The organism is Saccharothrix violaceirubra (assembly GCF_014203755.1).
In the GTDB taxonomy this organism is placed as follows: Bacteria; Actinomycetota; Actinomycetes; order Mycobacteriales; family Pseudonocardiaceae; genus Actinosynnema; species Actinosynnema violaceirubrum.
This window is the reverse complement of sequence record NZ_JACHJS010000001.1, coordinates 5468394-5482156: the sequence shown is the minus strand read 5'-3', so window position 1 is coordinate 5482156 and position 13763 is coordinate 5468394. Positions and strand designations below refer to the sequence as shown.

General features: G+C 73.1%; 10 protein-coding genes. 5 read left to right on the top strand and 5 right to left on the bottom strand.

Translation table 11 applies throughout. The features are described 5' to 3' along the window. The first annotated feature begins 10 nt into the window (after positions 1–10). Together F4559_RS24985 and F4559_RS24980 are read left to right on the top strand one after the other, a co-directional pair. Entirely contained in the window at positions 11–898 is an 888-nt protein-coding gene (locus tag F4559_RS24985) for a methylenetetrahydrofolate reductase (protein ID WP_184672610.1), read from the top strand. 11 nt (positions 899–909) lie between these two features. After that, positions 910–1308 (top strand): VOC family protein, encoded by a 399-nt coding sequence (locus F4559_RS24980; protein ID WP_312865807.1) that lies wholly within the window; start codon positions 910–912, stop codon positions 1306–1308. Here F4559_RS24980 and F4559_RS24975 read toward each other — a convergent pair. Then, complete coding sequence (locus F4559_RS24975; protein ID WP_184672608.1) at positions 1305–1958, bottom strand: DUF3153 domain-containing protein; 654 nt, start codon at positions 1956–1958, stop codon at positions 1305–1307. The two genes, F4559_RS24980 and F4559_RS24975, sit on opposite strands and share 4 nt — an antisense overlap. Positions 1959–2061: 103 nt before the next feature. Between F4559_RS24975 and F4559_RS24970 the strand changes: the two genes are divergently transcribed. Then, on the top strand, positions 2062–3738 hold the full coding sequence (locus tag F4559_RS24970; protein WP_184672606.1) for a DUF885 domain-containing protein: 1677 nt from the start codon (positions 2062–2064) through the stop codon (positions 3736–3738). Positions 3739–3780: 42 nt separating this feature from the next. On the opposite strand, the gene F4559_RS24965 is transcribed toward F4559_RS24970, so the two are convergent. Further along, positions 3781–4350 carry a GNAT family N-acetyltransferase gene (locus F4559_RS24965; RefSeq protein WP_184672604.1) on the bottom strand — a complete coding sequence of 190 codons (570 nt, stop codon included), beginning with the start codon at positions 4348–4350 and terminating at the stop codon, positions 3781–3783. Then, positions 4347–4838, bottom strand: coding sequence for a YbaK/EbsC family protein (locus F4559_RS24960; RefSeq protein WP_184676180.1), 492 nt, complete (start codon positions 4836–4838; stop codon positions 4347–4349). The genes F4559_RS24965 and F4559_RS24960 overlap by 4 nt, the downstream gene beginning before the upstream one ends. 200 nt (positions 4839–5038) lie before the next feature. Here F4559_RS24960 and F4559_RS24955 point away from each other — a divergent pair, with 200 nt between their 5' ends. Beyond that, a complete protein-coding gene (locus F4559_RS24955) occupies positions 5039–5551 on the top strand; it encodes an SAV_6107 family HEPN domain-containing protein (protein ID WP_184672602.1) in 513 nt (170 codons plus the stop codon). Continuing rightward, entirely contained in the window at positions 5548–6297 is a 750-nt protein-coding gene (locus tag F4559_RS24950) for a maleylpyruvate isomerase N-terminal domain-containing protein (protein ID WP_184672600.1), read from the top strand. The genes F4559_RS24955 and F4559_RS24950 overlap by 4 nt, the downstream gene beginning before the upstream one ends. A gap of 4 nt (positions 6298–6301) precedes the next feature. Here the strand turns inward: F4559_RS24950 and F4559_RS24945 are convergent, their stop codons facing one another. Next, entirely contained in the window at positions 6302–7894 is a 1593-nt protein-coding gene (locus F4559_RS24945) for an alkaline phosphatase D family protein (protein WP_184672598.1), read from the bottom strand. A gap of 1113 nt (positions 7895–9007) precedes the next feature. After that, positions 9008–13663 (bottom strand): ATP-dependent helicase, encoded by a 4656-nt coding sequence (locus F4559_RS24940; protein WP_184672596.1) that lies wholly within the window; start codon positions 13661–13663, stop codon positions 9008–9010. Between the last annotated feature and the right edge of the window lie 100 nt (positions 13664–13763).

The window sequence follows — 13763 nt, the reverse complement described above, 5'->3', positions numbered from 1 at the left end:
GGTGGTGGACATGACATCGGTGGTCGAGCGCCTGCGTCGGGACAGCCCCGGGTTCTCCGTCGAGTTCTTCCCGGCCCGGGACGACGCCGACGAGGCCGTGCTGTGGCGGGCGATCCGCGAGCTGGAGCCCCTGGACCCGTCCTTCGTCTCGATCACCTACGGCGCGGGCGGCTCGTCGCGCGACCGGACCATCCGCACCACGGCACGCATCGCGCAGGAGACCACGCTGGTCGCCACCGCCCACCTGACCGCCGTGCAGCACTCGGTGGCCGAGCTGCGCAACGTGATCGGCTGGTACGCCGCGGTCGGCGTGCGCAACATCCTGGCGCTGCGCGGCGACCCGCCGGGCGACCCGTACGGCGAGTGGACGCCGCAGCCCGACGGCCTGACCTATGCCGAGGAACTGGTCCGGCTGTGCCGCGAACTCGGCGACTTCTGCGTCGGCGTGTCCGCGTCCACCTACGGCCACCCGCGCTCGCCCGACCTGGACACGGACACCAAGCACCTGGTCTCGAAGATCAGGGCGGGTGCGGACTACGTCATCGCCCAGCTGTTCTTCCGGCCCGAGGACTTCCTGCGGCTGCGCGACCGCCTCGACGCGGCGGGCTGCGGCGACGTGCCGCTGCTGCCCGGCCTGATGCCGTTGACGACCAAGCGCACGCTGGCCAAGACGGTCGAGCTGTCCGGCGCGGACGTGCCCGACGAGGTGTCCCGCCGGCTCGACCCGTACCTCGACGACCCTGCGGCGTTCCGCAGCGCCGGGATCGACCTCGCGACGGAGACCGGCGCGCGGTTGCTCGCCGAGGGCGTGCCCGGCCTGCACTTCTACACCCTCAACCGCTCGAAGGCGACCAGGGAGGTCGTCGGGAGGCTGGGACTGGTGCCCGCGCGGGCCTAGTGTGTGGTGCTGTGAACGCGCCAAAGGTGACCGCGTTGCTGATGTTCCAGGGCCGGGCCGAGGAGGCGATGACGTTCTACACGTCGCTCTTCGACGATGGCGAGGTGCTGTCGGTGACCCGCTACGGCCCTGAGCAGCCGGGAGTCGAGGGCAGCGTGGTGCACGCGACCTTCCGGATGGGCGGGCAGTTCTACATGTGCATGGACAGTTCCATGCCGCACGACTTCACCTTCACCCCGTCGGTCTCGCTGTTCGTCGAGTGCGACACCGAGGCGGAGATCGATCGGGTGTACGAGGCGTTGGCGGACGGCGGCATGCCGCTGATGCCGTTGGACGACTACGGGTTCAGTGCGAAATTCGGCTGGCTCAACGACCGGTTCGGGGTCTCCTGGCAGCTCAACCTGGCCTAATAGGCGACCAGGCTGCGGCGGTGCGACACGACCGCGAGCGCCAGGACGATCAGCACGGCCACGCCGACCAGGCCCGCGACGAGCAGCGTCCAGCCCACGTACGACGGCGCGTTCTCGCCCTCGTAGCGCACGGTCGCGGTGAGCATCGACGCCTGGCCGGGCCGGGGGTCCCACGCGATCGTGGCGTCCTCCTCCTCGCGGCCGTTGGTGTCGACGACCTCGCCCGGAAAGCTGATCTTGACCTGGATGTCCGCCCGGTCGACCGGGACCGTGCTCAGGTCCACCGAGCCGGACAGCGTCACCAGGTCACCCGACCGGCGGAAGTTGAGCTGGTAACGGCTGCTCGACGGACTCGTGACGCTCGCCAGCGTGCGCACTTCCTCGAACGACAGACCGGTGAAGAGCAGTTGCGTGCCCGCGTAGCCGTCCACCTTGTACGCCTTGGTGGTGACCCGTTCGGCCAGCTCCGACGGCACCTTGAGCTGCGGGCCGGGGTCGCTGTCCTGGGTCGGCGGCGTCGCGGCCACGATCTCGCCGGACACCTTGTCGTCCTCGGAGACGGCCATCGCCGCGTGCAGCCGGACACACCCGCTCAAGGCCAGCATGAGCAGCAGGAACACCGGCACCAGGCGGGCGGGGGAGCGGGACACGCGGACATCCTGCCGGCCGGGTCAAAAGTTGACCCGTCGAAGGATGTAGTGAGGCAGGCTAAACACCTGTGGGCGTTCCACACCCGCCGGTAACGTGCGGCTCATGGCATCTCCGACCGCCGGTGTCCACGGCATCTCCAACCAGTTCGTGTCCGACTACGCGGCGGCCGACCCCGTGACCGCGACCATGATGGGTGTGCCCGGTCACGACGAACGGCTGACCGACTTCTCCGCGGACGCCGTCGACGCCCGTGCCGAGCTGGCCCGACGCGCGCTCGCGGCGGTGTCCGCCGCCGAACCCGCCGACAAGTCCGAGGCCGACGCCAAGGCCGTGTTCCTCGAACGCGTCGGCGTCGACGTGGACCTGCACGACGCCGACGAGCAGCTCGGCGCGCTCAACGTCATCGCCAGCCCCGTGCAGATGCTGCGCGAGGTGTTCGACCACATGCCGACCGCCACCGCCGACGACTGGGCGGCGATCTCCCGCCGGCTCGCGGCCGTGCCCGCGGCCGTGGCGAGCCTGCGCTCGGGCCTGACCGAGGCCGCCGCGCGGGGCAAGGTGGCGGCGCTGCGCCAGGTGACGAAGATCGCCGACCAGTGCGACACGTGGGCGGGCCGGTCCGGGCAGTCCTACTTCGCGGGCCTGGTCGCCGCCGCACCGGAGGACGGCGCGCTGCGGGCCGACCTCGACGCGCGCGCCACGGACGCGTCGGCGGCGTTCGGCGGACTGGCCGACTTCCTGCGCGCCGACCTCGCGGCCAAGGCACCGGCCAAGGACGCGGTCGGCGCGGACGTCTACCGCCTGTGGTCGCGGTACTTCATCGGTTCCCGCCTCGACCTGGCCGAGGCCTACGAGTGGGGCTGGGCGGAGTTCACCCGCGTCGAGACCGAGATGAAGCGGGTGGCCGGGCGGATCAAGCCGGGTGCCACGCTCGCCGAGGCCGCCGCCGCCCTCGACACCGACGCCCGCTACCTCGTGCGGGGCAAGGACGGGCTCCAGTCGTGGATGCAACGCCTGTCCGACAAGGCTTTGCGGGACCTGCGCGACGTCCACTTCGAACTCCCCGACGAGCTGATGCGCCTGGAGTGCCGCATCGCACCGCCCGGCGGCGGCGTCGGCGCGTACTACTCGGGACCCAACCCGGACTTCTCCCGTCCCGGCCGCATGTGGTGGTCCGTGCCCGCGGACAAGGAGGAGTTCTCCACGTGGCGCGAGGTCACGACCGTCTACCACGAGGGCGTGCCGGGCCACCACCTCCAGGTCGCGACGGCGGTGTACCAGGCGGACAAGCTCAACGACTTCCAGCGCCTGCTGTGCTGGGTGTCCGGCCACGGCGAGGGCTGGGCGCTCTACGCCGAGCGGCTGATGCGCGAACTCGGCTACCTGGAGGACGACGGCGACCTGCTCGGCATGCTCGATGCCCACCTGTTCCGCGCCGCGCGCGTGATCGTGGACATCGGCATGCACCTGGAACTGGAGATCCCGCGCGGCACGGGCTTCCACGAGGGCGAGCGCTGGACCCCGGAACTGGGCCTGGAGTTCATGCTGACCCGCACGATCACCGAGCCCTCGCACGTGTACGACGAGATCGACCGCTACCTGGGCTGGCCCGGTCAGGCGCCGTCGTACAAGCTCGGCGAACGCCTCTGGCTGGCCGCCCGCGACGACGCCCGCGCCCGGCACGGCGACGCGTTCGACCTCAAGCGCTTCCACCGCGACGCCCTGGAGATGGGTGCGATGGGGCTGGACACGTTGCGCGAACGGCTCGGCGAACTCTGACCCGGGCGGGCCCGCACGCCGTCGGGCGTGCGGGCCCGGTGCTCAGGCCGCGGGTTCCATCGGCAGGCCCCGGCCGAGTACCGCGAACGGCCTGGGGTCGCCGGTGAACTGGTAGTTGCGCAACACGTCCACGAAACCCACGCGCCGGTACAGGCGCCACGCCTTGCTGGGGCCTTCCGGCGTGGACAGCAGGACCTTGTCGGTGGCCACGCCGTCCAACAGCGTGCGCAGCAGCCGCTCGCCGGTGCCCCGACCCTGGGCGCGCGGCAGCACGTGCAGCTCCGTCAGTTCGAAGTAGTCGTGCATCCACCGCTCGACGGCGACCGGCCCGGCGACGGCGGTCAGGCCGTGCCGCACCTGCTCGTGCCACCACTGCCCGACCGAACCCCGGTACCCGTAGCCGATGCCGACCAGGGCGTCCTCCTCGTCGAACGCGCCGACGCACCGCCAGCCGTCGCGCAGCATGTGCGCCATCCACATGGGCGCGCGCTGTTCCGCCGTGCCCGGCGGGTAGGCCATCGCGCTCACGTACAGCGCCAACGCCTCGCCGAGCCGGGCGTTGAGGTCCGACGGCGACAGTTCGACCAGCCGTTGCGATGGCGCGGCGGTCACCGGGCGACCCGCGCGGGTGTGCCGCCGGTCAGCTCGACCAGGCCGGCGAACGTCGTCGGGTAGACCGCGTGCGGGTGGCCCGCCGCCGCCCACACCGCCGCGTACCCCTCCAGGTCGACGTCGACGAGCGTGTCGATCGGCGCCGGGTGGCCGACCGGCGACACGCCGCCGATCACCTGCCCGGTGTGTTCGCGCACGAACTCGGGCGTGCCGCGCTTGATCGCGTCCGCGCCGGTCAGCGCGATCAGCAGGTCGACGTCCGCGCGGTGCGCGCCGGAGGTCAGGACCAGCAGCGGACGTGCCTGCCCGGCGTACTCGGCCCGGAACAGCAGGCTGTTGGCGATCGCGCCCGGTTCGATCCCGAGTGCCGCGGCGGCCTCGGCGGCGGTGCGGACGGCGTCGGCCAGGACCCGGATGCCCTCGGCGGAGTCGTGGTGCCCGGCCTCGGCCAGCGCGTCCGCCACTCGTTCGATCCCGGGGTGCCGCATGTCGGGCTGAAGTGCGCTCACTTGTTCATGAGACCACGCGGGGGCGGGTTGAGGAGTTCCGGGCTCACAGGTTATGCTGCTTTCGTTCGAACATACGTTCGAGCTATGCCCTGGTGCGGAGCGGGGGAAGCGCTCCGCACCAGGAGCCGCCGTCTCCCCGCGGCGGTCGTCGAGGTCCCGACGCCCGCGAGGAGGCCGCCATGTCAGCCGCGACCGACTTCCACCGAGTCCCCCTGCCGCCCTCGTCGGCGGTCGCGCTGCTCGACCAGGCCCGGCGTTGCCTGCGCGAAGCCGACCGCGAGACCGCGCCCGCGTCCCGGTTCGCCGCCGCCTACCTCGGCGCGCTGCGGGCGGCGGCGGCCGTGCTCGCGGCCCGGGGCCGGCCGCACCGGGGGCGGGCGAAGCCGACCAGCGTGTGGGTGCTGCTGCCCCGGTTGGCGCCCGAGTTCACCGAGTGGGCGGCGTTCTTCGACGCGTGCTCGGCGACCCGCGAGCTGGTCCTGGCGGGCGTGACCGGGCACGTGGCGGACCGGGAGGCCGACGACCTGGTCCGGCAGGTCGGGCAGTTCGCGGTGCTGGTCGGTGGGATCGTCCACGAGGGCGGTGTCGGTGCGGGGTTCGCGGTGTCGACCTGCGAGGCCGTTCCCGGGGGCGGAGTCCCCGGGCGGGTCGCCGTGCCGACCGGCGAGGTCGTCTACGAGGGCGGGACGTGAGCGGGGAGATCGGGTACGCGCGACTGCTGGACGTGCTCGCCGCCGAGGCCGGTGCGCTGGCCGCGGCGGTCGACGGGCAGCGCCCGGAACGGCAGGTGCCCGCGTGTCCCGGCCTGACCCTGGGCGAGACCGCGCGGCACGTGGGCAGCACCTACCGGCTGGTGACGGCGTGGCTGCGCGACGGGTACCAGCCGTTGGCGTGGCAGCAGGACCCCGAGCCGGGGCAGTCGTTGGCGGACTACGTGCGCGCGGGCGCCGGCCCGCTGGTCGACCGGCTGGCCGCGCACCGACCGGACGACCCGTGCCCGACCTGGTGGCCGGCCAGGGGAGACCACCTGTTCTGGGCCCGACGTCTCGCGCACGAGACGACCGTGCACCGCATGGACGTGCAGGGCGCGGCCGGACGTCCGCTCGACCCGGTCGCCGACGACGTGGCGCTCGACGGCGTCGACGAGGTGCTCACGCTGTGGCTGGGCCACCGGCTCGACGTGCTGACCGTGCGCGGCACCACCGAGGTCGTGGTGTCGATCACCGCGGGCGGCCGGACCTGGCTCACCCGCACCGGTCCGGGACCGGCGTCGTCGTGGCCCGCCGACGGGACGCCCGCGGCCGGCGCCGTGACCGGCTCGCCGACCGCCGTCTACCGCTGGCTGTGGGGGCGGGCCTCGGGTCGTGAGGTGAAGATCTCCGGCGACCACGACGCCATCGCGCAACTGTGGGCGCTGCTGCGGCTGGCCACCAAGTAGGCGCCTACAGGTCGAGTTCGGCGACCTTGACCAGTCCTTCGTCCGGGCGGGCGGTCTCCAGGGTGAAGCGCAGCGAGCGGCCGGCCACGTCGAGGAACGCGATCGAGTTCCCGAAGTGCGGCCCGCTCAGCTTCGTCCACGACACCGGGTCCGGGGAGATGCCCTGGCGGTCGGCCCGGCGGCGCAGCAGGCGGGCGATCGGTTTCGACCAGGACAGCCGGAACGCCGGGCGGAAGATCCGGGGCGGCTCGTTGTGCACGGGCGAGCAGACCAGTTGCACGACCTTCGAAGCGGTCGGCTCGGCGTAGCGCGCGACGGCCGCGTAGCTGTGGTGGACGTCGCCGGACAGCACCGCCACCGTGCCCGGCGCGTGCTCGCCCGTGCCGATGCGGTGGATCAGCCGGGCCAGTCGCTCGAAGGACGCCCGGAACGCCGGCCAGTGCTCCAGGTCGGCGGCCTGGCGGACCGCTTCGCCGAGGCGGCCCCGCAGTCCGGGCAGGCCGGCCATGCGCTCGTTGAGCGACTGCAAGTGGCTCAGGCCGTGCGGCATGAGCCAGGGCAGCGACGAGCCGATCAGCAGGTGGTCGAAGTCGCCTTCGGCGTTGCGCTCGATCCAGTCGAACTCCTCGTCGCCGACCATGAGCCGCTCGGGGCCGTCGAGGATGCGCCCGCTGCGGGTGTCGATCACCAGCAGTCGGGTGCGACCGAAGTCGCGCCGGTAGCTCCAGCGGGTCGACTTGCGGCCGTCCGCCTCGCGGTCGGCCTGTTCGGCGAAGTCCTCCAGGAGGTCGGCGACGTCGTGCCCGGCGGACCGGACCTTCGCGTACAGGTCGTCCTGCTCCAGTTCGGCCGGACCGAGGTTGCCCAGGTGCTGGTAGACCCAGTAGGAGGCGAGCCCGGCCCGGATGCGGCGGTGCCACCACGGTTTGCGGGCCATCTGCTCGCGCCAGGGGCGCGAGGTGTTCCAGTCGTCGCGGACGTCGTGGTCGTCGAAGATCATCGACGTGGGGACGGTCGACATCAGCCAGCGGATCTCCGGGTCGGACCACGTCTCGTGGTACAGCTCGGCGTACTCGCGGAAGGACACCACCTCGCCCTGCGGCTCGGCACCGGCACGGCGTTCGGACAGCCAGGCTTTGATCCGCGGCGTCGGTTCGTCGGCGTAGACCTGGTCGCCGAGCAGCACGAGGGCATGCGGCCAGGTGTCCTCGGACTGGTCCTTCATCCGCACGGCGTAGGCGTCGAGCGCGTCCGGGCCGAGCTTGTCGGCGGTCAACGCGCCGGGCACCGCCTTGGCCGCGCGACACGAGCCGAACACGATGCGGGTCGCGGTGGAGGTGCGGATGCGGCAGGGCGGGAACGGGTCGTCGGGGCGCGGCCAGGCCAGGTCGCCGTCGAGGTGGACCTGGTAGGGCGTCGACGAGCCCGGGGTGAGGTCGTCGACGACGACGAGCGCGAAGTGCTGGTCGCCGACCTGGAACGTTCTCGCGCGACCGCCGAGGACGGCCACCTCGCACGCCGCGTCGGTCTCGACCCAGACCGTGGCCGAAGTCGAGTCGACGTGCCGCAGCACGGGGCCGAGCACCAGTTCCGCCATGAGGGCAGACGTTACCTGCGCAACGTGTCCTCAAACCGATGCACGCCACGCGTCGTTCGGGCGCACCGGTTTTGTCCGGATTAGCCAGGATTCGGGTGGGCTGAAGGTGGTCGACCCCGACACGTGACGACGGGGTGGTGCGACATCGTGGTAGTGGCCGGACGTCCGCGCCGAGGCCCGGCAGGCGGTCGGCCGGGCCTCACATGGACAGCCCACCACGCCGGACCCCTGACCCGATCATCGAACCGCGGGCCTCATCTCGAACCGCACCGCCGGCTCCGCCTCGAACCGGACCGCTGGCCCGTTTGGTCGAACCGCTCCACCGCACCGGACCGCCGGACCACGCCGCCGTACCGAACTGCTGCGCTGCGCTGTCGAACCGCTGCGCTGCCGAACCTCCGAGCCGGACTGCGGTGGCGACTCGTCGTGCCGCATCGCCAGGCCGTGCGTCGAGACGGCTCACTGGGCCGGACTGTCGAGTCGGGCCGCTGAACTGGTCGGCGGAACTGGTCCCGCCAGACCCCCGAACCGGGGGCCTGGAACCGAGCACGGAACCGGACCGCTGAACCGGACTGCCGAACCGCTCCGTTGAACCGGATTGTCGAAGCGGGGGTGCTGAGTCGGGTCGCCGCGGCGGATCCCCGAACCGGGTCGCCGGTCTGGTCCGCCGAACCACACCGCTGGCCGGACCACCGGTCCGCTCTGCCGAACCGAACCGGCAGACCGGATCGGTGGACCGGCGAGACTGGTGAACCAGACCAGCCGGCTGGACCGGCGGGCCAGACCGGCGAGCCCGGATCGGCGAAGTGGGCCGGTGGGCTGGGTCGGCGAAGTGGAGCGGCGAGCGGATGCCGGGCAGGTCCATGGAGCCGGGCGCTGAAACGGACCGTTCGGCGGGGTCCCGAAGCGTGCCGCCGTTCTTCGGCGGTGGCAGTCAGTTTGTCCCGCTTGGCGGCTGGGTTCGTGGGTCGGCTGGGTGAACACCAGGATGGGAGGCTCGTGGGCGAGGGCAGCCCGAGTGGGTTGTCTGCCCGCAGCCCGCAGCCCGCAGCCCGCAGCCCGCAGCCCGTGTCGTCGTGGTCGGGTGCGAGTTCCTTCCTGGTGGCGTTGTGGTCAGGAGCGCAGGCGCAGGCCCTTGGGGGTGGCTCGGAAGCCGGCCTCCTGGAGGATCGTGGACAGGTTTGAGGACAGGGCGTGTTCGCCGTCCGCCTTCTGCACGGACAGGCTGCCCAACCAGCCGTCGTGGACGGCGCGGCCCAAAGCGTGGGCTGCCGCGCGGAGTGGCTCCTCCTCCTCGGTGAACGAGAGCAGCGACCTGCCGCCGCGCTCGACGTACAGCGTCGCCACGCCGTCGACCAGGACGGTCAGCGCACCGGACTTGCGTGCGGGCCGGTGTTTGGACTCGCCGATCTGGGCGGGCCAGGGCAGGGCGGCGCCGTACGGCTGGGCGGGGTCCGCCGCCGCCAGGACCACCGCGGTGGCGGCGTCCGGGTCGGGTGTCGTGGACGCCGCCGGTCTCGACAGGGCGCGGAGGCGGTCGACGGCACCCCTCGCCGCGAACTGGGCGGCACCCAGGCCCTCCACGACGTAGCCGCGGATCACCTGGCCCGACTCCTCCATCATCCGCAGCACGCGGTACACGCCGCTGAAGCCGCCAGTCACGCGTTCGGTGTCCAGCGCGCCCCGGGTCAGGACCCCGTGGCGTTCCAGGAAAGCCTCGGCCCGCGCGTGCGCCCGGCGGGTCGGGTCGGTGGACGGGACCACGGCCAACGACCAGCGACCCGCCGCCGTGGGTGGGCCGGTGCGACTGGGCATGTCGGGTCGCGCGGCGCGCATGCGGGCATAACGGCCGCGTGGCGCCGAACGTCTTGGTTTGTGCGCTGTGCCGCCACCCGCCACCACGGCCCGCAGCGGGCCCAGCGTGTCGTTGGTGACCACGCCCGCCCACACCAGGTCCCACAGCGCGCCGACCACCTCGGCGTCCGTCGTCGGGCCGTGCAGCGACACGCGGTCGACCACCTGGCGGAAGAACAACGCGCCGCCCGCCAACGCCTCCACCACGGCCGTGTGCAGCGACGACTCCGGCACGGCCTCGGGCACCAGGTCGGGCAGCAGCAGGTCCGCCACGTCCGTCGGCGCCAGTGCGATCCACCCGTCGCCGCCCGCGAGCGCACCGCAGCCCGTCCACGTCACCTCGCCCGACGCGGTCAGTTCGTCCAGCAACGCCGGGCTGTAGCCGGGCAGCCGGGCGGGCAGCACCAGTGATTCCACGGCGCTCGCCGGCAGCGGCGCGCCCGCCAACTGCTCGACGACCGAGTACACGTCGTCGACCGTCGGCCCCGATCTCGTCCGTCGCCCGATGCCGTGCCAACCGGGCAGGAACCGGCCCAGGGCCGCCGGTTCCACCGGTTCGACCTCGGACCGCAGCCGGGCCAGCGACGCGCGCCGCAACCGGCGCAGCACCTCGGCATCGCAGTACTCGGTGTGCGTGCCGCCCGGCCGCAGTTCGCCGCGCACCAGCCGGCCCGTGCCCGCCATGCGGTCCAGCACACCGGTCACCACCGCGACCCCGAGCCCGAACCGCTCGGCCGCCTGCGCGGCCGGGAACGGTCCGTGCGTCCGGGCGTAGCGCGACAACAGGTCGCCGAGCGGATCGGCCACCGGCTCGGTGAACGCCTCCGGCACGCCGACCGGCAACGCCGCGCCGAGCGCGTCCCGCACCCGCCCCGCGTCCTCGATGCCGAGCACCCGGTCCTGCCCCGCGATCCGCACCCGGATCACCCGCCGCCGCGCCACCAGTTCGTCGATCCACTCCGGACGGACGCCCCGCTCGGCCGCCTCGGCGGGCGACAGGTCGCCCAGGAACCGCAGGAGATCCGCCGTGCCCTCGACATCCCGCACGTGCCGGTCCGGCGCGAGCCGCTGCAACGCCCGCTCGACCTCCTCGACCACCTCGGGGTCGAGCAGCTCGCGGATCGCCTCCGTGCCCAGCAGTTCGGCCAGCAGCGCCGAGTCCAGCGACAGGGCCGCCGCCCGCCGCTCGGCCAGTGGCGCGTCCGCGTCGTACAGGAACATCCCGACGTAGCCGAACAGCAGGCTGCGTGCGAACGGCGACGGCGACGAGGTCTCCACCTCCACCACGCGCACCCGTCTCGCCCGTACCTCGGCCATCAGTTCCCGCAGGCCGGGCACGTCGTACACGTCCTGAAGGCATTCGCGCATCGCCTCCAGGACCACCGGGAAGCTCTCGTACTTCGCCGCCACGGACAGCAGTTGCGCGGAGCGCTGTCGCTGCTGCCACAACGGGGTCCGACGTCTCGGATCACGGCGGGGCAGCAGCAGCGACCGGGCCGCGCACTCCCGGAACCGGGCCGCGAACAGCGCCGACCCGCCCACCTCGGCCACGACGACCTGCTCGACCTCCTCGGGTTCGAGCAGCACGTCCGCCGCGCCGACGACGACCGGCACGCCCTCCTGGTCCACCGCGTCCGGCAGCCGCACCACGATCCCGTCGTCGGAGTGCGCCGCCTGCACCTCGACGCCGCGCCGCTCCCGCAACCGCGCCGCGATCGCCAACGCCCACGGCGCGTTCACCTGCGCGCCGAACGGCGAGTGCACCACCAGCCGCCAGTCGCCCAGCTCGTCCCGGAACCGCTCGACCAGCACCGTCCGGTCACTGGGCACGTGCCGGGTCGCCTCGCGCTGTTCGGTCAGGTACGTCACCAGGTTCGAGGTCGCCCACGCGTCCAGCCCGGCCGCCGCCGTGCGCCGCGCGGCCTCCCGCGCGTCGGCCGCGGACACCTCGCGCAGGAACTTCCCCAGCGCCCGCCCGAGTTCCAGCGGGCGGCCCGGCGAATCGCCCTTCCAGAACGGCATCCGCGCGGGCTGTCCGGGCGCCGGTACGACGATCACGCGGTCGTGCGTGATGTCCTCGACCCGCCACGACGAGGTGCCGAGCAGGAACGTGTCGCCGACCCGCGACTCGTACACCATCTCCTCGTCCAGTTCGCCGACCCGCGATCCCGGACCGTTCTCGGACGGCGGCGTGGTCACGGTGAACAGCCCCCGGTCGGGGATCGTGCCGCCCGAGGTGACGGCCAGCCGCTGCGCACCCGGCCGCCCGGCCAGTTCGCCGGTGACCCGGTCCCACGTGATCCGCGGTCGCAGTTCGCCGAACTCGTCGCTGGGGTACCGGCCGGACAGCATGTCCAGTACGGCCCGCAACGCCGACTCCGGCAGCGCGGCGAACGGCGCGGCCCGCCGCACGAGCCCGGCGAGCGCGTCGACGGTCCACGGTTCGAGCGCCACCATCGCGACGATCTGCTGCGCGAGCACGTCCAGCGGGTTGCGCGGGTACCGCACGGCCTCGATGGCGCCGTCCCGCATCCGCTCCGCGACCACCGCGCAGGACACCAGGTCGCCCCGGAACTTGGGGAACACCACCCCGCGCGACACCGCGCCGACCTGGTGCCCGGCCCGGCCGACCCGTTGCAGCCCGGACGCGACCGTCGGCGGTGCCTCCACCTGCACCACGAGGTCGACCGCGCCCATGTCGATGCCGAGTTCGAGCGACGACGTGGCCACCACGCACGGCAGCCGCCCGGACTTCAGCTCCTCCTCCACCACGGTCCGCTGCTCGCGCGACATCGAACCGTGGTGCGCCCGCGCGATGACCGCACCCGACTGCGTCGTGACCCCCGACTGCCCCACGGCCTCGGCCGGGAACCGCTCGGTGGACGACCGGGAGGTCCGCCGCCCGCCCGGCCCCGGCTCGACCGTCGGCGACCGGTCGGAAACCACCGTCCGGTCGAAGTCCGTCGTGCCCGAAGGGTTTTCCGACTCGACGGCGAGTTCGTTCAGGCGGGCGGTCAGGCGTTCGGCCAACCGCCGGGAGTTCGCGAACACGATCGTCGACCGGTGGGCGCGCACCAGGTCCAGCACGCGCTGCTCGACCGCCGGCCAGATCGACGCGCGGCGTTCCGCGCCCGCGGCCGAACCCGAGACCTCGCCGGTCGGCTCGCCCAGCACCGACATGTCCTCCACCGGCACCTCGACGCGCACCTCGATCGTCTTGGCCAGGGCCGGCTGCACCAGGGTGACCGGCCGGCCGCCGGCCAGGAACGCGGCCACCTCCTCGACCGGGCGCACCGTCGCGGACAGGCCGATCCGCTGCGCGGGCCGCTCCAGCAGCGCGTCGAGCCGCTCCAACGACAGCGCCAGGTGGGCGCCGCGCTTGCCGCCCGCCACCGCGTGCACCTCGTCGACGATCACCGTCTCCACACCCCGCAACGACTCCCGCGCCCGCGACGTCAGCACCAGGAACAACGACTCGGGCGTGGTCACCAGCACGTCCGGTGGTGTCCGGGTGAACGCCCGCCGCTCGTCGGCCGGCGTGTCCCCGGTGCGCATGCCGACCCGGATCGACGGCTCCGGCAGCGACAACCGGTGCGCGGCCTGCCGGATGCCCGCCAGCGGTGCGCGCAGGTTGCGCTCCACGTCCACCGCCAACGCCTTCAACGGCGAGACGTACAGCACGCGGCACCGCCGCTCCCGGTCGGCGGGTGGCTCCGCGGACGCCAACCGGTCCAGCGCCCACAGGAACGCGGCCAGCGTCTTGCCCGATCCCGTCGGCGCGACCACCAGGGCGTGCTCGCCCCGGGCGGCGGCCTCCCACGCACCGGCCTGCGCCGCCGTCGGCGCGGCGAAGGCACCGGCGAACCACTGCCGGGTGGCGGGCGAGAATGCGTCGAGTACGTTCACGCGGACCATCGTGGACTTGGGGTCCGACAGTTTCGGGGCCCGTGCGGCCAGGTGCCCGGCTTGTCACCCGAAAGTGACCTCCGTCGAACCGTGACCAGCGAGATCGTGC